The sequence below is a fragment of the Novosphingobium terrae genome, from assembly GCF_017163935.1.
Lineage (GTDB): Bacteria > Pseudomonadota > Alphaproteobacteria > Sphingomonadales > Sphingomonadaceae > Novosphingobium > Novosphingobium terrae.
Genome location: NZ_JABVZR010000001.1, coordinates 2,732,643 through 2,752,617 on the forward strand (window position 1 = coordinate 2,732,643; position 19,975 = coordinate 2,752,617).

18 protein-coding genes are annotated in these 19,975 nt (G+C 63.8%); 9 read left to right on the top strand and 9 right to left on the bottom strand.

Annotation, left to right across the window (positions count from 1 at the left end):
- Complete coding sequence (locus HGK27_RS12260; RefSeq protein WP_206240891.1) at positions 1-1,056, bottom strand: MlaA family lipoprotein; 1,056 nt, start codon at positions 1,054-1,056, stop codon at positions 1-3.
- A gap of 369 nt (positions 1,057-1,425) precedes the next feature.
- On the opposite strand from HGK27_RS12260, the gene HGK27_RS12265 reads away from it, so the two are divergent.
- The 7 genes from HGK27_RS12265 (at position 1,426) to HGK27_RS12290 (ending at position 5,119) form a co-directional block, all read left to right on the top strand.
- A complete protein-coding gene (locus HGK27_RS12265; RefSeq protein WP_206240892.1) occupies positions 1,426-1,584 on the top strand; it encodes a hypothetical protein in 159 nt (52 codons plus the stop codon).
- Positions 1,585-1,734: 150 nt separating this feature from the next.
- On the top strand, positions 1,735-2,358 hold the full coding sequence (locus HGK27_RS12270; protein ID WP_206240894.1) for a helix-turn-helix domain-containing protein: 624 nt from the start codon (positions 1,735-1,737) through the stop codon (positions 2,356-2,358).
- Between the two features lie 33 nt (positions 2,359-2,391).
- A complete protein-coding gene (locus HGK27_RS12275; protein WP_206240895.1) occupies positions 2,392-2,721 on the top strand; it encodes a hypothetical protein in 330 nt (109 codons plus the stop codon).
- A gap of 57 nt (positions 2,722-2,778) precedes the next feature.
- Complete coding sequence (locus HGK27_RS31040) at positions 2,779-3,237, top strand: hypothetical protein (RefSeq protein ID WP_241127091.1); 459 nt, start codon at positions 2,779-2,781, stop codon at positions 3,235-3,237.
- A gap of 215 nt (positions 3,238-3,452) precedes the next feature.
- Positions 3,453-3,809 (top strand): JAB domain-containing protein, encoded by a 357-nt coding sequence (locus HGK27_RS31045; RefSeq protein WP_274617180.1) that lies wholly within the window; start codon positions 3,453-3,455, stop codon positions 3,807-3,809.
- Positions 3,802-4,128 carry a hypothetical protein gene (locus HGK27_RS12285; protein WP_206240898.1) on the top strand — a complete coding sequence of 109 codons (327 nt, stop codon included), beginning with the start codon at positions 3,802-3,804 and terminating at the stop codon, positions 4,126-4,128. The genes HGK27_RS31045 and HGK27_RS12285 overlap by 8 nt, the downstream gene beginning before the upstream one ends.
- A 64-nt stretch (positions 4,129-4,192) precedes the next feature.
- Positions 4,193-5,119, top strand: a complete 927-nt coding sequence (locus HGK27_RS12290; RefSeq protein WP_241127093.1) for a LysR family transcriptional regulator — start codon at positions 4,193-4,195, stop codon at positions 5,117-5,119.
- Here HGK27_RS12290 and HGK27_RS12295 read toward each other — a convergent pair.
- Positions 5,116-6,987 (bottom strand): bifunctional sugar phosphate isomerase/epimerase/4-hydroxyphenylpyruvate dioxygenase family protein, encoded by a 1,872-nt coding sequence (locus HGK27_RS12295; RefSeq protein WP_206240899.1) that lies wholly within the window; start codon positions 6,985-6,987, stop codon positions 5,116-5,118. The two genes, HGK27_RS12290 and HGK27_RS12295, sit on opposite strands and share 4 nt — an antisense overlap.
- Positions 6,988-7,095: 108 nt before the next feature.
- Entirely contained in the window at positions 7,096-8,112 is a 1,017-nt protein-coding gene (locus tag HGK27_RS12300; protein WP_206240900.1) for an LLM class flavin-dependent oxidoreductase, read from the bottom strand.
- Positions 8,113-8,357: 245 nt separating this feature from the next.
- On the opposite strand from HGK27_RS12300, the gene HGK27_RS12305 reads away from it, so the two are divergent.
- Complete coding sequence (locus HGK27_RS12305) at positions 8,358-9,797, top strand: NAD-dependent succinate-semialdehyde dehydrogenase (RefSeq protein WP_206240902.1); 1,440 nt, start codon at positions 8,358-8,360, stop codon at positions 9,795-9,797.
- A gap of 45 nt (positions 9,798-9,842) precedes the next feature.
- Here the strand turns inward: HGK27_RS12305 and HGK27_RS12310 are convergent, their stop codons facing one another.
- From HGK27_RS12310 to HGK27_RS12330, 5 genes are read right to left on the bottom strand one after another with little or no spacing between them, the layout of a single operon-like run.
- Positions 9,843-11,864, bottom strand: coding sequence for an acetyl-CoA carboxylase biotin carboxylase subunit (locus tag HGK27_RS12310; protein WP_206240904.1), 2,022 nt, complete (start codon positions 11,862-11,864; stop codon positions 9,843-9,845).
- A 26-nt stretch (positions 11,865-11,890) separates the two neighbouring features.
- A complete protein-coding gene (gene scpA / locus HGK27_RS12315; protein ID WP_241127095.1) occupies positions 11,891-14,035 on the bottom strand; it encodes a methylmalonyl-CoA mutase in 2,145 nt (714 codons plus the stop codon).
- Positions 14,022-14,459: a methylmalonyl-CoA epimerase gene (gene mce, locus HGK27_RS12320; RefSeq protein ID WP_206240906.1), complete on the bottom strand. Its 438-nt coding sequence runs from the start codon at positions 14,457-14,459 to the stop codon at positions 14,022-14,024. The genes scpA and mce overlap by 14 nt, the downstream gene beginning before the upstream one ends.
- Positions 14,456-14,701 (bottom strand): hypothetical protein, encoded by a 246-nt coding sequence (locus tag HGK27_RS12325; protein WP_206240907.1) that lies wholly within the window; start codon positions 14,699-14,701, stop codon positions 14,456-14,458. Before HGK27_RS12325 ends, mce begins: the two co-directional genes overlap by 4 nt.
- On the bottom strand, positions 14,698-16,224 hold the full coding sequence (locus HGK27_RS12330; RefSeq protein WP_206240909.1) for an acyl-CoA carboxylase subunit beta: 1,527 nt from the start codon (positions 16,222-16,224) through the stop codon (positions 14,698-14,700). Before HGK27_RS12330 ends, HGK27_RS12325 begins: the two co-directional genes overlap by 4 nt.
- 100 nt (positions 16,225-16,324) lie before the next feature.
- Here HGK27_RS12330 and HGK27_RS12335 point away from each other — a divergent pair, with 100 nt between their 5' ends.
- Entirely contained in the window at positions 16,325-17,743 is a 1,419-nt protein-coding gene (locus HGK27_RS12335) for a helix-turn-helix domain-containing protein (protein WP_206240910.1), read from the top strand.
- A 42-nt stretch (positions 17,744-17,785) separates the two neighbouring features.
- Here the strand turns inward: HGK27_RS12335 and HGK27_RS12340 are convergent, their stop codons facing one another.
- Positions 17,786-19,885, bottom strand: coding sequence for a malate synthase G (locus HGK27_RS12340; RefSeq protein ID WP_206243113.1), 2,100 nt, complete (start codon positions 19,883-19,885; stop codon positions 17,786-17,788).
- Positions 19,886-19,975: the final 90 nt, after the last annotated feature.

The following is a 19,975-nucleotide window of genomic DNA, read 5'->3' on the forward strand; positions in this document are numbered from 1 at the left end:
TTAGGACGGCGTGGGCGCCGCTCCTTCCGCCGGTTTCACCTCGCTGACGCGGGGCGGCAGCTTGGCGGGCTTGTCCTTGCGGGGGCGGTGGTAATGCAGGCCCTCGATCTCAAGGCGGCGGCGCAGCATGTAATCCTCGCGCATGGCGGCATAGGGATCGGCGGCCTTGCGGGCGCCCTCGATCCGGCCATTGTTCTTCAGGCGGCGGTCCATGGCGCCGAAGACCACCAGCGGCGCGCCATAGAGCGGATTGCGCGCCACCCGGCCGATCGAAAGCGGGATGACCAGCCGGTCCAGCGTGTTGCCCAGCAGATCGCGAATGGTGGTCGGCCCCACCAGCGGCAGGAAGAGATAGGGCCCCGACCTCACGCCATAGAAGGCCATGGTGTCAGCAAAGCCGTTGGGACGACGCGGCAGATGGAAGGGCTTGCGCTTGGCGATATCGAACAGGCCAGCCACCCCGATGGTGGAGTTGATGATCAGGCGCCCGACGGTCTCCACGCTCTTGCCCACGCGGTGCTGGAGCAGGAAGTTGATGGCGATATAGGGCTCGCGCAGATTGTGGACCATATTGTGGATGCCGTCACGCGCGGGCTCGGGAATGATGCGTTCGTAAGTGTTGGCCAGCGGCGAGACCACCGCGCGATCCACGGCCTGCACCGCATCGAAGGAGACCTTGTTCACCTTTTCCAGCGGATCGTAACGCACATGGCGGTGGCCTGAGACCAGAATATCCGTGGTTTCATCCTGCACATCCTGCTTCTGCACTTCGGGCAGGGTCGGCGGCGGAGGCGGCAGCATGTCGTAAAGATCGTCGTCATCGAACATGCCGGGGGACGACGCGGAGGGCGCGGGCGTGGCCGGCTGCGTTGCGGGCGTTGTCTGCGCGTCCGTTTCCCCGCTTTCCGTGCAGGTTGCGCCGCAAGACGGCATCTGGGCAGAGGCCGCAGGCGCGGCATTCGTCGGCGGCGTTACTTGCGCCACCTCCGGAGCCGTTCCTGCAGGCGTCAACAGTGCAAAACCCAACCATGCTGAAAAACCAGCAGCCACAGCCATACAGTCCCCCCCGGGCGCGACCATGCCCGGATCAAAAAGTCTAAAATGTATGGATGCCCCCACCCATTCAAACAGTTGTAACGATTTACATCGCCGCGCCTAGTGGCTTTGCGACAATTTGCGACGGACCGCATGAGCCGTCCCAATCGCGGACATATGCGCGGCGATCTCTTGCAACAGCATTCTACGCATAAATCCGGAGCAATATTTCGACAGATATCAGAGCCGAAGCAGACATGATTTTACCAAAATGAATAGAATCACGATTCATCGCATTACGATAAACGAATCAAAGCAGCGCAGATGATATGATGCAACTTGTCACCCCTCTCGAAAAACCCTAATATATGGTGTATCAGGAGAGACCGATTGCCCTTTGTTGCGCTGGATATGCTGGAATGGGTTCTTGCCCATCTCGACCAATCGGACATGCATATTGCCGCGGCCCATGTCGCCGCGGCCATCGACGTTGTGCGCGAAGAGGTCGAGAAGCTGGATGCCGCAAACAACGCGCAGGCTCAGGCCTGATCGCGGGCCAAAACGCTCAGGCGCAGCTTCAGTCATACCAAATCCATATCGGCTCTGATGGGGGGTGCCGCTGGTCCGACATATGCGTTAAGGTTGTGGTGAGGGGCCGCAGCGCGGTCTGAGCAGCATGATGCCGGAGGACCGCTCGCCATGAACCATACGGCCATGAACGACAGGATCAGTCTCGACAGCCTGACGGCCAAGCAATGCGAGTGCCTGGAACTCGTGCTGCATCATTTGACCTCGAAGCAGATCGCGCTGGAGCTGGGGATTTCCCCCCATACGGTCAACCAGCGGCTGGACAGCGCGCGCCAGCGTCTGGGCGCGGCAACCCGGCATGAGGCGGCCATCCTCTATGCGAAACTCAAGGGCATACCTGAATCGCTGGCATATCATGCGCTTGGGGACGGCGCGCGGGATATGCAGCCCACCACAGAGAGTGCAGACGAATCCGGCGATTTCAGCAATATGGCCCCGCCTGCCATACCCGAACGGCTCGTATATGAACCGCTCATGCTGGCGCAAGATCACAACAATCCGCTTACTGGCCCTGCCTCGCCAGAGGGGCCCTTGCTCAGTTTCGCCGATGCCGCCACGGCACCCGGTGAAACGCGGAAGGCTCCGCAACCGGCCTGGATGGGAACGGACCCGGCTCAACCGGACATTATTCCACGTCTGCTGCAAATCTTCGCACTGGCTGCGGCGATCATGGTGATGATCCTGGTCGCGGTGGCTGCCGGAGAAGGCATGACGAGGATTTTCCACGGTCGCTGATCCGCTCCCCTGTGTCTTCAGGGAGTAAGCATCATGACCATGACGATTTCCGCCGCCACCGCCCGCCTGGCCCGTCAGCTGCCTCAGGCCGAACAAGATATCGATCAGGCGCTGATGGCGCTGACCACGCTGCTCAATTCGATGGTTGCCGCGCGCAGCGCCGAAGGCGTAGCCCCCGGCACCGGCGAAATGGCGATCCAGCATGTCGGCAAGGCCATCGAAGGCCTGATCAGCGCCAGCGGCGAAGTGGCCAAGGCCCATGGCCGCCTGCGCAAGATCCATCAGGAAACCGGGCTGGCCGACATTGGCGACTGCCCCTCCGGTTCCGCCACGCTGACCGAGACCGCGCGGCTGGCGGTCTAAGCGCTTCGGCCTTATTCGAGGCGTGCATGGCCGCTCCCTCCATGCGATGGGACGGCCATGCGTACCGCCATTTTCCTGATTCTCTGGCTCCTGAGTTCCGGCGCCGCCGTCCTTGCGGGCGGGCGCGCGGAACGCATCGGGGCCTCGATCTTTCTCTGGATCACGGCGGGCACGGCGGTTCTGAAGCTGCCCTACACCGCCCATCATCTGGATTTGGATCTGGGAGGAAGCCTGATCGACGCTCTGGCCACGCCGGCGTGCTTCTATCTGGCCCTCACCACCAGACGAAGTTGGACTTTATGGTTTTGCGCAGCGCAGGTCGTCGCTCTTCTGGGCCATATGGTGCATTACCTGCTCACGGGGGAAGCCGGGCTGGCCTATGGCATCATGACAAGGGTCCCGTCCTATATCCAGAGTTTCGCTCTGCTGGCCGGGACGATCTCGTTCCGGCATCGTCAGCGCCGCCATCCGGCGAGCAGCCCGATGAACCGCAAGGGCAATTCCTCACCGCCCTGATCGCCAGCGCCGATGCCGGTGCCGATCAAGCCCAGCCACAGGCCGTCGCGGACCGCCTGCTGGGGCGTTATCAGTCGCTGGCGGGCATCTTCCGCGCCCTGATCGACAGTCTCGATGTACCCTCCTCCACCAAGGCCGATCTGGCTCGCAAGCTGATCGCTCTGGCCGGTGTCGAGCCTCCCCTGCCCCGCATCGACGGCAGGCTGTTCACCTATCTGGTGCAGACGCTGGGCAGCCGCGAGGACGAAGCGCTGCTGGCCCTGTTTCTGGGTCCGGACAGCACTTGCATCGATGTCCAAATTCTGGCTTACGGCGCCGCGCGTGAGGTTTCGCTGGGCACTCGGCGCCTGCTGCGCGCGGCGATCCGTTGCGGGGCCAGCTCCTTTATCCTCGCCCATAATCATCCGAGCGGACAGCCAGAACCGAGTACCATGGATTATCAATCGACCCGCTCCGCGCAGGACGCCGCCCGGGCCATCGGCATAGAGTTGGTGGACCATCTGATCGTGGGCGGCGAAGCGATCTACAGCATGCGCCACGCACGAAGAGTGGAAGGAACGCCGCATGACTGATGCCGCCGACCGCATCACTCAGAAGCAAATCGAAAAAGCGCGAGAGATGCTGGAAAAGGTCTGCGCCCTTTCCGAAGGGATCGGCGTGATCGACCAGTCCCTGCGGCCTCTCAAAATCCTGCTCGAAGCGCTGTCGGCCCGGCCGCCGTCACGCAAGGGGGCGGAGCTGAAACTCTTCTTTGCCGGTCGCGCGCAGCGCAGCGATATGGACAAGCGCTGGATCTCCATCCTGATCAGGGAAGGCCTTGTGGAGGAAGACGCTCAGGGCCGGTTGCGCCTTTCAGACGAGGGCGCGCGCCGGATCGTCACCATCCTGTAAGGCGGGGGACTCCGCGTCCTGATCCATGGTGTTCGGGGCGGATGGGCTGTGTTATGCGGCCCCTATGCTCAACGCCATGCTCAATCCCACGCTTACCATGCGCCAGATCGAGATTTTTCGCGCCGTCATGATCACCAAAACGGTGAGCGGCGCCGCCAAGCTGCTGAGCACCTCCCAGCCCGGCATCAGCCGCATGCTGGCCCATATGGAAGACCATCTCAGCTTCCGCCTGTTTGATCGCACCAAGGGCCGGCTGATGCCCACCCATGAAGCGCAGGTGCTGTTCGAGGAAATCCAGCGCCTCTACGATGGGCTGGCCGGGCTGGACCAAACGGTGCGTCGCCTTGCCAAGGGTGAGGATCGCATCTTTCGTGTCGGCGCCTCACCCTCGCTGGGGCACTCGATCCTGCCCGCCATGCTGGCGAAGCTGACCTCGGCCTTTCCGGGGCTGACATTGCAATTCGATATTCTCTCAGTCGATCAGGCGACGGGCTATCTGGCCACCCAGCGCGGCGACTATGCGCTGACGCTTTTTCCCATCGATCATCCCAATGTGCTCTCCAACCGCATTGCATCGGGGCGGCTGATCTGCGCCGTGCCCGCCGACCATCGGCTGGCCGGGCGCGAAAGGATCACCGTGGAGGAGATTGCCGGGGACCAAATCCTTTCCTTCCCGCCCGATACGCCGCATGGCAATGCGATTGCGGCGATGTTCGCCATGGCCGGCTGCACGCTGAAGGTGGCAAGCTATCTGCGCTTTGCCGAAACGGCGGTGGCCTTCGTGGCGCAGGGCATGGGCGTGGCGCTGGTCGACAGCTTCACCGCCATGCAGCCGCATGCCGAGACGGTGCGCTTTCTGGAATTCGAACAGCCCGCCAGCCTGCCGGTCTATCTCAACCGCAATCTGGAAGCCCCCCGCGCGATCATCGGCGAAAGCTTCGAGGAGATCGCCCGCAAGGTGCTGCTGAGCCTGCCCCGGCCCAAACTTTAATCGATAGGGTCTGCCGGGCGGAACCGCGCCTGCGCCGCCAGCCTGACGCCAGCATTGGGCGCGCCATAGCCATTGTAGCCCGCATCGCGCTGGAGGAATTCAAAGAAGAAGCGCCGGTCCACAGCGCGGCTGTACATCTGGTGGAAGCGATTGCCCGCCAGATCCTCATCATAGAGTAGGTGGGCCTGTTCCATCGCGGCCAGTTGCGCCTCGTCGAAGCCGAAGCGGGCGCCCAGATCCTCGTAATAGTTGGCGGGGATTTCCAGCAGGGCCGCGCCGCGCTCGCGAAGTGCCGCGCTGCTGGCGGCCAGATCGTCGCTGGCCAACGCCACATGCTGGAAGCCGCCCGCCATCCCCCGCGCCAGAAAGCGCGACGACAGCGTTTCGCGCGCATCCGAGGCGTTGATCGTCACCCGGAAGGCCCCATCGGCGGATTGCAGAGCCTGACTATGCACCAGACCCGAAGGGTCGATCACATCCTGCTCGCTCAGCGCCTCAAGACCGAAGAGGGCGCGCCAGTAGAGTTGCCATGACAGGAACTCGTCATGATGCACCACGCTGGCCAGATGATCGACGCGTTGCACGGCCTGCGCGGAAGAGCCCTCGCCCGCGCTGGGAAATTCGCGATGCCACAGCGCCTCGGCATCATCGTCGGCGATCAGGTAAAGCAGCGTACCGCCCACCCCGCGCAGAGCAGGCATGGCCAGACGGCCCGGGCGCCCCTCAGGCTTGTAATGGCGGATGCCCAGCGCGGTGGCGCGGTCCAGCACGGCCTGCACATTGGCCACCCGCAGGCCGATGGCGCAGATCGATGTGCCGAACACCGTGCGATAGGTCTTGGCGAAACCCTTGGGCTCGGCATTGACCACCAGATTGACGCCGCCCTGCTGCCAGCGCGTGACCTTCTTGTTGCGGTGCTTGCCCGCCTTGGCGAAACCGAGGCTGGCGAAGGTCTCCTTCAGCGTTTCGGCTTCCTCGCCCTCGGCGGTAAATTCGATAAATTCGGTGCCCAGCACAGGTTGCGGCGCGGGCATGCTGGTGGGCTGGTCCAACCGCGTCAGCGCCGCATCGCGCACATAATCAAGCGAGCGATAGCCATCGGCGGCCACCAGCGCGGGAGAGCTGGAACGGAAACGATCGTTGAAAATCTCCAGCGAGAGCGGGCCCTTGTAACCGCTGCGCAGGATTTCCGCGACGAAGCCCGCCACATCCAACCCGCCCTGCCCCGGCAGATTGCGGAAATGGCGGCTCCAATAGAGCAAATCCATCTCCAGCAGCGGGGCATCGGCCAGCTGGACATAGGTGATCTTGTCGCCCGGAATGTCCGCGATGCTGGCGTTAGGAATGCGGCGCGAAAGCGAATGGAAACTGTCGAGAATAATGCCGATGCTGGGATGATCGACGGCTTTCACCACCTCCCACGCATCGCGGTGGTCATAGATATGGCGCCCCCAGGCCAGCGCCTCATAACCCACGAGAATGCCGCGCTTGGCCGCCCTTTCGCCCAGCTCGGCAAAATCGTCGATGATGCGCTGGCGCTCGCCCAGCGAGTGGGGCTGGCAGTTGGAGCAGACCAGAATGCGGTTGGTGTTCAGCTCGCCCATCAGGTCGAACTTGCGCTCGGCGCGGTCGAAGGCGCGGGCGCGCAGGGCGCCGGGCATGCCCTCGAAATCGCGGAAGGGCTGGTAGAGATCACAGGTGAGGCCCAGATCCTCCAGCAGCTTGCGCACTTCGGTGGGCGAAAGGCTGGAGCCGATCAGATCGGCCTCGAAAATCTCCACGCCGGGGAAGCCGGCGCCCGCTGCCGCCACCAGCTTTTCCTGCAAGGTGCCCTTGAGCGAAACCGTGGCGATGGCGTTGGACGACATAAGGTTGACCCCTGCTGGATGACTGACCCTGCCGATTATGCGCCTGTCCGCGCGGCGAGGTAAGCCATCCTATATGGGTCGATCATACCATGATGTTATGGCTTACGCTTAACGCCAGCCCAGCGCCGGGGCGACATGGGTCAGGATCGCCTCGATCAGATGGGCGTTGTAGTCCACCCCAAGCTGGTTGGGCACGGTGAGCAGCAGCGTATCGGCCTCGGCAATGGCCTCATCGGCGCGCAGTTGCTCGATCAGGCGATCAGGCTCGGCGGCATAGGAGCGGCCAAACACCGCGCGCATATTGTCGATCACGCCGATCTGGTCGCTGCTTTCACCGCGCCCGAAATAGGCGTGGTCCATCTCGTTCACCAAGGCGAAGATCGAGCGCGAGACCGAGACGCGCGGTTCGCGCTTATGCCCGGCCTTCTTCCAGGCCTCGCGATAGAGGCGGATCTGCTTGGCCTGCTGGATATGAAAAGGCTCACCGCTTTCATCGGCCTTCAGCGTGGAGCTTTGCAGATTCATCCCCTGCTGCGCCGCCCAGACCGCCGTGGCATTGTTCCCCGATCCCCACCAGATGCGATCGCGCAAGGTGGGCGAGAAAGGCTCCAGCCGCAGCAACCCCGGCGGGTTGGGGAACATCGGGCTGGGGTTGGGCTTGGCAAAGCCCTCGCCCTTGAGCAGATCGAAGAACATCTGCCCATGGCGGCGGCCCATATCGGCCTCGCTCTCGCCCTCGGCAGGCTGGTGGCCGAAATGGCGCCAGCCCTCGATCACCTGCTCGGGGGAGCCGCGGCTGATCCCCAGTTGCAGCCTTTCGCCCGCGATCAGATCGGCGGCCCCGGCATCCTCGACCATATAGAAGGGGTTTTCATAGCGCATATCGATCACGCCAGTGCCGATCTCGATCTTGCTGGTTTTCGCACCGACAGCCGCCAGCAGTGGAAAAGGCGAGCCCAACTGCCGCGCGAAATGATGCACGCGGTAATAGGCGCCATCGAGCCCCAGTTCCTCCGCCGCCACGGCCAGATCGATCGACTGCAACAGCACATCGCTGGCCGAGCGCGTCGCCGATCCGCGCTGATCCGACCAGTGACCGAAAGAGAGAAAACCGATCTTTTTCATACCGCGTCCTGCCAAGCCAAAGGATGATTAATGCCCGCTTATCATTGGTATGGAGCGCCCGAAAATCAAGGATAGGGCCAGCATGCCAACCAATGATCCCGCATGAACAACGGACCATCGCATGCCGACAAGCCCCGGCCTTGGTCCTGCTTGCCCCACGCCCGCCCCCTTCCGATATGATGCGCCGCAATAACTCAGACAGGGATCTCTCCCTCCCTGCCCCCTCTGATCCGGAGTCCCCCGAGATGACCTATCCCAACACGCAACTTTTCATCGATGGCGTCTGGCAGGATGCCGCCGACGGGCGCACGCTGGCGGTGGAGAATCCGGCCACGGGTCAGGAAATCGGTCGCGTCGCCCATGCCAGCAAGGCGGACCTCGACAAGGCGCTGGCCGCCGCCCAGCGCGGCTTTGAGATCTGGCGCGACTACACCCCCGCCGCCCGCAGCAAGATCCTGCGCAAGGCCGCCGCCCTGATGCGCGAGCGCGCCGACGACATCGCCAAACTGCTCACGCAGGAACAGGGCAAGCCCCTGATCGAGGCCAAGGGCGAGGCCATGGCCGCCGGTGACATCATCGAATGGTTCGCCGAGGAAGGCTTCCGCGTTTATGGCCGCCTGGTGCCGCACCGCAGCGACATCGCCACGCGCCAGATGGTCATCAAGGATCCGGTCGGCCCCGTTGCGGCCTTCACGCCGTGGAACTTCCCGATCAATCAGGTGGTGCGCAAGATTTCGGCGGGTCTGGCCGCAGGCTGCTCGCTGATCGTCAAGGCGCCGGAGGAAACCCCGGCCAGCCCTGCCGCCCTCATCAAGGCGTTTCAGGACGCGGGCCTGCCCGAGGGCGTGCTGGGCCTCGTCTTCGGCAATCCGGCAGAGATTTCGGAATATCTGATCGCCAGCCCGATCATCCGCAAGATCACCTTCACCGGCTCCACCCCTGTCGGCAAGCTGCTGGCGGGTCTGGCGGGCCAGCATATGAAGCGCGTCTCGATGGAGCTGGGCGGCCATGCCCCGGTGATCGTGGCCGAGGACGCGGACATCGCTCTGGCGGTGCGCAGCGTGGGCACGGCCAAGTTCCGCAATGCCGGTCAGGTCTGCATCTCGCCCACGCGCTTCCTCGTTCACAACAGCGTGAAGGATGAGTTCGCCAAGGCGCTGGCCGCCTATGCGCAGGGCATCAAGGTGGGCGACGGCACGGCGGAAGGCACGCAGATGGGCCCGCTGGCCAATCCGCGCCGTCTGGCCGCCATGGCCGAGTTCCAGCAGGATGCCGTGGAAAAGGGCGCCACCGTGCTGACCGGCGGCAGCCGCATCGGCGAGACAGGCAACTTCTGGCAGCCCACCGTGCTGACCGATGTGCCGCTGGAGGCCCGCCTGTTCAACGATGAGCCCTTCGGCCCGGTCGCGGGCGTGCGCGGTTTCGACAAGCTTGAGGAGGCCATCAGCGAGGCCAACCGCCTCTCCTTCGGCCTTGCGGGTTATGCCTTCACCCGCTCTCTGGCGAACGCTGATCTGCTGACGCGCCGCGTGGAAGTGGGCATGCTGTGGGTCAACACGCCTGCCACCCCTTCGGCAGAACTGCCTTTCGGCGGCCTGAAGGATTCGGGCTACGGCACCGAGGGCGGGCCCGAGGCGGTCGATGCCTACCTCAACACCCGCGCGGTGGTGATCGCCAACGTGTGATCTGATGCGCAAGCCTCCCCGGCATAGCGCCGGGGAGGCTTGGCTTTATTCCATTTCCAGAATGATGGCGTCCACCGCCAGACTGTCGCCAACTTTGGCGTTGACAGCCTTCACCGTGCCCGACTTGCCAGCGCGCAGGATGTTTTCCATCTTCATCGCCTCCACCACGGCAAGCGGCTGCCCGGCTTCCACACGGTCCCCCACACCGACCGACAGCGACACCAGCAGCCCCGGCATCGGGCAGATCAGGAAGCGCGAGAGATCGGGCGGGATCTTCTCGATCATATGCTCGGCAAAAGCGGCCAGTCGCGCGGGCAGGATCTGCACCTTGTGGATGGCGCCGCGCGTGGTGATGATCAGCCCGCTGCGGGTGGGCTCGATCTTCACCGTCAGCGCTTCCTCGCCGATTTCGGCGTAAATCAGACGGTCGCCGGGCGTGTATTCCATCGCCAGATCGACCACCTCGCCATCGACGGTGATCTCATCCTCATCCACCGCGACGGCAAAGCTCTGGCCGCCCAGCTTGACCTGCCAATCGAGATCGGGCGTCAGCTTGCCATCGAGCTGCCCGGAAATCTCCAGCGCGCGATCGGCCCGCGCCGTGGCCACAAAGGCCGCAATCGCCGCCAGTTCGCGCAGCAGCTCGTCCGACACCGCCGCGCCGTGGAACCCTTCCGGATATTCCTCGGCGATAAAGCCGGTGGTCAGCTCGCCGCTGCGGAAGCGCGGATGCTGCATGATGGCGTTGACGAAATCGATGTTGTGGCCCAGCCCCTCGATCTCGAAAGCATCCAGCGCGGCGATCTGGCGGTCGGCAGCCTCGTCGCGGGTGGCGCCCCAAGTCACCAGCTTGGCGATCATGGGATCGTAGAACATCGAGACCTCGCCGCCTTCATAGACGCCGTCGTCCACGCGCACGCCCGCCACGCCGCGGCGGCCATTGGCGGCGCCATCATCGGTCCAGCCCTCGACAGGCGGGCGATAGCGGCTGAGGCGACCGGTGCTGGGCAAAAAGCCGCGATAGGGGTCTTCGGCATAGACGCGGTTCTCGATGGCCCAGCCGTCGATGCCGATGTCATCCTGCGTGAAAGCCAGCTTCTCGCCCGCCGCGACGCGGATCATCTGCTCGACCAGATCGATGCCGGTGATCGCCTCGGTAACCGGATGCTCCACCTGCAGGCGGGTGTTCATTTCGAGGAAGTAGAAGCTCTCGCCCGTGGGATCGGCGCCCGAGACGATCAGCTCGACCGTGCCCGCACTGTAATAGCCCACCGCGCGCGACAAAGCGACGCATTGCTCGCCCATGGCCTTGCGCATGGCGGGGCTGACGAAGGGTGACGGGGCCTCTTCCACCACCTTCTGATGGCGGCGCTGGATCGAGCATTCACGCTCGTTCAGATAGAGGATGTTGCCGTGCTGATCGCCCAGGATCTGGATTTCGATATGGCGCGGGTTGAGGATGAATTTCTCGATGAACACGCGATCATCGCCGAAGGAGTTGAGGCCCTCGCGCTTCACCGCCTCGAAGCCCTCGCGCACGTCCTGCTCGCTGTAGGCCAGACGCATGCCCTTGCCGCCGCCGCCCGCCGAGGCCTTCATCATCACCGGATAACCGATTTCGCCCGAGATGCGCACGGCATGCTCGGTGTCCTCGATCTCGCCGACAAAGCCGGGGACGACATTGACGCCCGCCGCCTTGGCCAGCTTCTTGGACTCGATCTTGTCGCCCATGGCGGCAATGGCATTCACCGGCGGGCCGACAAAGGCGATGCCCTCGGCGGCCAGCGCCTCGGCAAAGCTGGTGCGTTCGGAGAGGAAGCCATAGCCGGGATGGACGGCATCGGCGCCGGTCGCCTTGCAGGCCGCGATGATTTTGTCCGCGATCAGATAGGACTGCGCGGCGGGCGACGGGCCGATATGCACCGCCTCATCCGCCATTTGCACGAAGGGCGCGCGAGCGTCAGCATCGGAATAGACCGCCACGGTGGCGATCCCCATGGCGCGCGCAGTCTTGATGACGCGGCAGGCGATTTCGCCACGGTTGGCGATCAGGATTTTCTTGAACATCTCGTCTCTCGTCCCAACTTCCGCGTTTATGCCAAGACCGCATCGACCGGCGGCATGTTATGACCCAGCAGGCGCAGCATATCGGCTGCGCATTCCACCACATTGCTGCCCGGCCCATAGATCCCCTGCACCCCGGCATCGCGCAGCATATCGTAATCCTGCGGCGGGATGACGCCGCCCGCCACCACCTTGATATCCGGGCGTCCGGCATCGCGCAGCAGGCGGATCAGCTCAGGGATCAGCGTCTTGTGCCCGGCGGCCAGAGAGCTGGCGCCCACCGCGTCCACCTCATAGGCCAAGGCCAGATCGCAGGCTTCCTGAGGCGTCTGGAACAGCGGACCGCTGGTGACATCGAAGCCCATATCGCTGAAGGCGCTGGCGATCACATTGGCGCCGCGATCATGCCCGTCCTGCCCCATCTTGGCCACCAGCAGACGCGGCTTGCGCCCCAGACGGCGACCGACAGCCTCAACACCATCCAGCACCTGCTGGTAGCGATTGTCAGCAGCATAGGCCGCGCCATAAACACCCTTCACCGGCGTGGGCGTGGTGCCATAGCGGTCGAACACCTCTTCCATCGCCGCGCTGATCTCGCCCAAAGTGGCGCGGTGGCGGGCAGCCTCCACGGCCAGTTCCAGCAAATTGCCTTCGCCCTTGGCCCCTTCGGTGAGAGCTTGCAGCGCCGCCTGACAGGCCGCCTCATCGCGCGCGGCCTTGGTGGCCTTGATGCGGGCGATCTGGGCATCGCGCACCGCGTGGTTGTCCACCTCCAGCGTTTCGATGCGGTCTTCTTGGCGCAGCCGGTATTTGTTGACGCCGACGATCACATCCTCGGCCTTGTCAACGCGGGCCTGACGGGCAGCGGCGGCGGTTTCGATCATCGCCTTGGGCCAGCCGGCGGCGACGGCCTGCGCCATGCCACCCTCGGCCTGCACCTTCTCAATGATAGCCCATGCCTCATCGACCAGCGATTGCGTCAGCGATTCAATGTAATAGCTGCCGCCCAGCGGATCGACCACCTTGGTCATGCCGGTCTCTTCCTGCAGCACGATCTGCGTGTTGCGGGCGATGCGCGCGGAGAAATCGGTGGGCAGCGCGATGGCTTCGTCCAGCGCGTTGGTGTGCAGGCTCTGCGTGCCGCCCAGCATCGCGGCCATGGCCTCCACCGTGGTGCGGATGACGTTGTTGTAGGGGTCTTGCTCCTGAAGCGAGACGCCGCTGGTCTGGCAATGGGTGCGCAGCATCTTGCTGCGTTCGTCCTGCGCGCCAAGCTGGGTCATGGCGCGGTGCCACAACACGCGGGCGGCGCGCAACTTGGCGATCTCCATGAAGAAGTTCATGCCGATGGCGAAGAAGAAGCTGAGGCGTCCGGCGAATTTGTCGATATCCAGTCCGCTCGCCACGCCGTAGCGCACGTAATCCATGCCATCGGCGATGGTGAAGGCCAGTTCCTGCACCTGCGTCGCCCCGGCCTCCTGCATATGGTAGCCGGAGATCGAGATGGAGTTGAACTTGGGCATCTCGCGGCTGGTGTAGCCGAAGATGTCGCTGATGATCCGCATGCTGGGTTCGGGCGGATAAATATAGGTGTTGCGGACCATGAACTCCTTCAGAATGTCATTCTGAATGGTGCCGTCCAGCAGCTTGCGGTCAACGCCCTGCTCCTCACCCGCGACGATGAAGAAGGCCAGGATCGGGATCACCGCACCGTTCATCGTCATCGAGACCGACATTTCGCCCAGCGGAATGCCGTCGAAGAGGATCTTCATATCCTCGACGGAATCGATGGCCACACCCGCCTTGCCGACATCGCCCACCACGCGGGGATGGTCGGAATCGTAACCGCGATGCGTCGCCAGATCGAAAGCGACCGACAGGCCCTTTTGCCCTGCCGCCAGATTGCGACGGTAGAAGGCGTTGGATTCCTCGGCGGTGGAGAAACCGGCATATTGGCGGATCGTCCATGGGCGCCCCGCATACATGCTGGCGCGCACGCCGCGCGTGAAGGGCGCGAAACCGGGCAAGCCGGGGTCAGCCGTCACATCATCGGCGGTGTAGAGCGGCTTGACGTCGATCCCTTCTGGCGTGTGCCAGGTCAGATCGCGGCCCTTGACCTCCTTGGCGGAGAGCTTTTCCCAGTCTGCGATGCCCGGATTTTCAGTGCTGCTCACGGGGCGTCTCCATGATTTCGGTCAGCTGGCCCAGCATGTCCTTGGGGTGCAGGAAGAAAATCGGCGTGCCATGCGCGCCGATGCGCGTGGGGCCGAGGATGCGCTTGCCCTGTCCTTCAAACCATGCGCGGGCCTCCGCGATATCGGCAACCTCATAGCACAGATGATGCTGTCCGCCCGCCGGGTTCTTGACGATAAAGCTGGCGATGGGGCTGTCTGCCCCCAAGGGTTCGATCAGCTCGATCTGCGTGCCGGATGTGCCCTGCTCGCCCGGCGTATGGACGAAGGCCACCTTCACGCCCTGTTCGGGCATATCGAAAGGCTCCGTGATGACATCGGCACCCAGTACGTCGCGGTAATAGGCGATGGCATCCTGCATCGACGGCACAGCCACACCCACATGGTTCAAACGTCCCAGTTTCATAGCCTTATCACTCCAACCGCACGCAGCCCGATCAACATCATGCTCACCATCAGCAGAGGGCCTGCCAACCGCCCGATCGTCACCCACCAGAACATCACCGGCTGATCCGCGCGACGATAATGGTAGCGAAAATAATAGACCGTCTCTCCGGTGCGGATCGCCTGAATGCCCAGAGATATCTGATGCATGGCCACAAGGCAGGCGACCGCCAGAAAGAGGATGAAGAACCAGTCCATCGTCACAACGGAATGTTGTCGTGCTTCTTCCACGGGTTTTCCAGCGCCTTGCCGCGCAGCTTGCGCAGCCCCAGCGCGATGCGGCGCCGGGTGGAGTGCGGATGGATCACCTCATCGATAAAGCCCTTGGCCGCCGCCACGAAGGGATTGGCAAAGCGGTCTTCGTACTCCCTGGTCTTTTCAGCGATCTCCTCACGCGACAGGCCGCGGAAGATGATCTCCACCGCGCCTTTCGCGCCCATCACCGCGATTTCTGCCGTCGGCCACGCGTAATTCAGATCGCCGCGCAGATGCTTGGAGGCCATCACGTCATAGGCGCCGCCATAGGCCTTGCGGGTGATGACAGTGATCTTGGGCACGGTCGCCTCGGCATAGGCGAAGAGCAGCTTGGCGCCATGCTTGATGATGCCATTATGCTCCTGCGCGGTGCCGGGCAGAAAGCCGGGCACATCGACGAAGGTGACGATGGGAATATCAAACGCATCGCAGAAGCGCACAAAACGCGCGGCTTTCTTGGCGCTGTTGATGTCCAGCACGCCCGCCAGCACCAGCGGCTGATTGGCCACCACGCCCACGGTGCGCCCCTCGATCCGGCCGAAACCGCACAGGATGTTGGCGGCATGGGCGGGCTGAATTTCGAAGAACTCGCCCTCATCCAGCACCTTGCGGATGACTTCGTGCATATCATAGGGCTGCGCCGCGCTGGCCGGGATCAGCGTGTCGAGGCTGTCATCGCGGCGGTCCCACGGATCGCTGGTGGGGCGGTCGGGCAGTTCGGCACGGTTCGACAGCGGCAGGAAATCGAAGAGTTCGCGCGCCGCCAGCAGCGCCTCGATATCATTCTCCAGCGCCAGATCGGCCACGCTGGTGCGGGTGGTGTGCGTGACGGCGCCGCCCAGCTCCTCCTGCGTGACGACCTCGTTCGTGACGGTCTTCACCACATCGGGGCCGGTCACGAACATATAGGAGCTGTCCTTCACCATAAAGATGAAGTCCGTCATGGCCGGGCTGTAGACCGCGCCGCCCGCGCAGGGCCCCATGATCAGCGAGAGCTGAGGCACCACGCCGCTCGCCAGCACATTGCGCTGGAAGATTTCGGCATAGCCGCCAAGGCTGGCGACGCCCTCCTGAATGCGCGCGCCGCCGCTGTCATTCAGCCCGATCACCGGCGCGCCCACCTTCAGCGCCATATCCATGATCTTGCAGATCTTCATGGCGTGGCGCTCGGAAACCGCCCCGCCGAAGACCGTGAAATCCTGGCTGAACACAAAGACCAGACGGCCATTGATCGTGCCGCTGCCGGTCACCACGCCATCGCCGGGGATATGGTTGTCCGCCATGCCGAAGTCGACGCAATTGTGTTCGACATACATGTCGACTTCCTCGAACGATCCTTCATCCAGAAGGACCTTGAGGCGTTCGCGCGCGGTCAGCTTGCCCTTGGCATGCTGGGCATCGATACGGCGCTGCCCGCCACCGGCGCGCGCGGCGGCGCGGCGGGTTTCCATTTCGGCGACATTGGCGCTCATGCAAAGCTCTCCTGAGGTATTTTTGCTGCTTTCGCAGCCCTCTTCGGCTGTGTCCAATGCAATCTTGCTAATTTGCAATGCATGACTTAGCAAATTCTTCATGCCCCCCCCCCCCACCCAACGCCGGCTTTATGCCGGCCCCTTTCTCAAGAACCTGCGAAGCGCCCATGGGTTGCGACAGGCCGAGATGGCCGCGCAGCTCTCCATCAGCCCGCCCTATCTTTCGCAGCTGGAAAGCGACAGCCGCCCGCTCACCCCGCGCCTCATGGCAAGGCTGCGCGCGCTTTATCCGCACGACTGGGCCGACAGGACCGACAACCGCCAAGAACCGGTGATCGAAAGCCTGCTGGAGGCCACGCGCGACCCCGCCCTGCGCGAGGCTCTGCCGGAAGATCAGATCGAGCGCATTGCCCAGCAGCACCCGGCCTTTGCCGCGCAATTTGCCCAGCTGTACCGACTCTACCGCTCCAATGCGCAGAGGCTGGAGGCGGTGGATGAGGCGCTGGGCTCGGACATGCTTTCGGGCGGGCGCCTGCCATGGGAGGAGGTGCGCGACTGGTTCAACCGCGCCGACAATTACAACCATCTGATCGACACCGGCGCCGAGGCGATTGGCCTCAGCCTGTCCGATGGCGCCCCCTCGCCCGATACGGCGCAACTGTCGGACTGGTTTACGCAGCGCGGGATCAGCTTGCGCTTCGATGCTACATCGCTGATGCGCAGCTATGATGAGGCCGGCAAGCAACTGGTTCTGAACGCCAACCAGCCGCTGGAAAGCCTGCGCTTCCAGATGGCCTTCCAGATTTGCGCCATCGCTCTGGCCCGGGAAATCCGCGAGACCGTCGAGGCCTCCGACCTCACCATGCAGACCGCGCGGCATCTGCTGACGGTGGGCCTCACCAATTATGCGGCGGGCGCCCTGCTGATGCCCTATCGCGGCTTTCGCGATGCGGCGCGGCGACTGCGCCACGATGTCGACCGGCTGCGGCAGATTTTCAGCGTCAGCTTCGAGCAGGCCTGCCATCGCCTTTCCACGCTGCAGCGCCCGCATATGCGCGGCACGCCGGTGTTCTTCTGCAAGATCGATATGGGCGGCAACATCACCAAGCGCCACGCCGCCAATGGCTTGCAACTGGCGCGCTTTTCCGGCGCCTGCCCGCTGTGGATCGCCCATGAGGCGGTGACTGTGCCCGAGCGCATCCATCTGCAGCTGGCCGATATGGCCGAGGGCGGGCGCTATGTCTTTCTGGCGCGCGGGCAATTGAAACCCTCGGACAGCTACTTCCTGCCGCCGCGCCGCCATGCGCTGGTGCTGGGCTGGGAGGCGTCTCTGGCGGGCGATTTCGTCTATGCCGATACGCTGAACATGGCTTGCGAGGAGGCCTTCACCCGGATCGGCGTTTCCTGCCGCATCTGTCCTCGCATGGATTGCCATCAGCGCGCCTATCCGCCCAATGAGAAGCAGATTTCCATCGATACACGGCGGCGCGGGCCCATCCCCTACGATATTTGTGAGTAGGCCATCAGGGCGGGGATGCCGATTACACCCCCGCCCTGTCTGTTACCCGGCCTTCACCTCGGCGCGCCATGCGTGCAGCAGCGGCTCGGTATAGCCATTGGGCTGGGCCACGCCCTCGAACACCAGAGCGCGGGCGGCGAGGAAGGCGGGGCTGGTGCCTTCCTGCCCGCTCATCGGCTGATAGAGCGGATCGCCCGCATTCTGCCCGTCCACCTTGGCGGCCATGCGGCGCAGCGCACCTTCGACCTCGGTGGCGCTGGCCACCCCATGGAGCATCCAGTTGGCCAGATGCTGCGAGGAAATGCGCAGCGTCGCGCGGTCCTCCATCAGGCCGACATCGTGGATATCGGGCACCTTGGAACAGCCAATGCCCTGATCGACCCAGCGCACCACATAGCCCAGGATCCCTTGCGCATTGTTGTCCAGCTCCTCCCGGATTTCCTCGGGCGACCAGTTGTGGCCGGAGGCCAGAGGCACCATCAGCAGCTTGCCCAGCGGCACCACCGGCTCGGCCTTGCGCGCGGCCTGACGCACAGGGACATGGACCAGATGGTAATGCGTTGCGTGCAGCGTCGCCGCCGTGGGAGACGGCACCCATGCCGTGCTGGCCCCCGCCTTGGGGTGAGCCACCTTCTGCTCCAGCATATCGGCCATGCGGTCGGGCGCGGCCCACATGCCCTTGCCGATCTGCGCCTTGCCCGACAGGCCGCAGGCCAGACCGATCTGGACATTGCGGTCCTCGTAAGCCGCGATCCATTCCGCCGCCTTCATCTCGGCCTTGCGCAGCATCGGGCCCGCACGCATCGAGGTGTGGATTTCATCGCCCGTGCGGTCGAGGAAGCCGGTGTTGATGAAGACAACCCGGTGGCGCACCGCATGAATGCAGGCCGCCAGATTGGCCGAGGTGCGGCGCTCCTCATCCATCACGCCGATCTTGATCGTGTGACGCGCCAGCCCCAGCGTGTCCTCGATGGCATCGAACAGCCGGTCGGAGAAATCGACCTCTTCGGGCCCATGCATCTTGGGTTTGACGATGTAGATCGAACCCTCGCGGCTGTTCTTGAAACGCCCATTGCCGCGCAGATCATGCATGGCGATCAGGCTGGTGACGATGCCGTCCAGAATGCCCTCGGGCGCGTCGCTGCCATCGGCCAGCTTGACGGCAGGCGTCTTCATCAGATGGCCGACATTGCGCACGAACATCAGGCTGCGGCCCGGTAGCACGATATCGGTGCCATCGGGGGCGGCATAGGTGCGATCTGCGTTCAGGCTGCGGGTGACGGTCTTGCCGCCCTTCTCGAAGCTCTCTTCCAGATCGCCCTTCATCAGGCCGAGCCAGTTGGCATAGGCCGCAACCTTGTCCGAAGCATCGACCGCTGCGATGGAATCCTCCAGATCGACGATGGTGGTCAGCGCCGATTCCAGAATGACATCCGCGATATGCGCCGGATCGTCCCTGCCGATGGGGTGCGTGGGATCGATCACGATCTCGATATGCAGCCCGTGGTTGGAGAGCAGAATGCGCTTCGCATCCTGCGCCACCCATTGCCCCGGATTGGCCAACGGCAGCATCCCGCCCTTCCACTGCGCCCAGGAGCCATGCGCCAGCGGCACGACCTTGTCGAGGAAGGCCTTGGCATAGGCGATCACCTGCGCGCCGCGTGCCGCATCGAAGCCCTTGCCCTCGGGCGTGCCGGGGATGGCATCGGTGCCGTAAAGCGCATCGTAAAGACTGCCCCAGCGCGCATTGGCGGCGTTTAGCGCAAAGCGGGCGTTGAGCGCGGGCACCACCAACTGAGGGCCGGAGCGCAGCGCCACTTCCTCATCCACATGGCGCGGATCGACCGAGAAAGGCGCGGGTTCGGCCACCAGATAGCCGATCTCGCGCAGGAAGGCCTGATAGGTCTCGCCATCGATGGTCTGGCCGTGGTGCTGTTCGTGCCAGCTGTCGATCTGCTGCTGCAGGCGGTCGCGCTTGATCAGCAGGGCCTCGTTTTCCGGGGCGAAGCGGCCGAAGATGCCTGCCACGCCGTACCAGAAGGGCTGCGGCTCGATTCCCGTGCCGGGGAGAACCTGCTCCTCGATGAAGCTGGCCAGCGGCTCGGCCACCGACAGGCCGGCGCGGTTGGTGTATCCTGTCATGGTCATCTCTCACTTCCGATTGCGACGGGAGCGGCTGATCCTAATCGATGGGATCAACCGCTCCAGCCTTTTGTTTTATCGCATCGTACA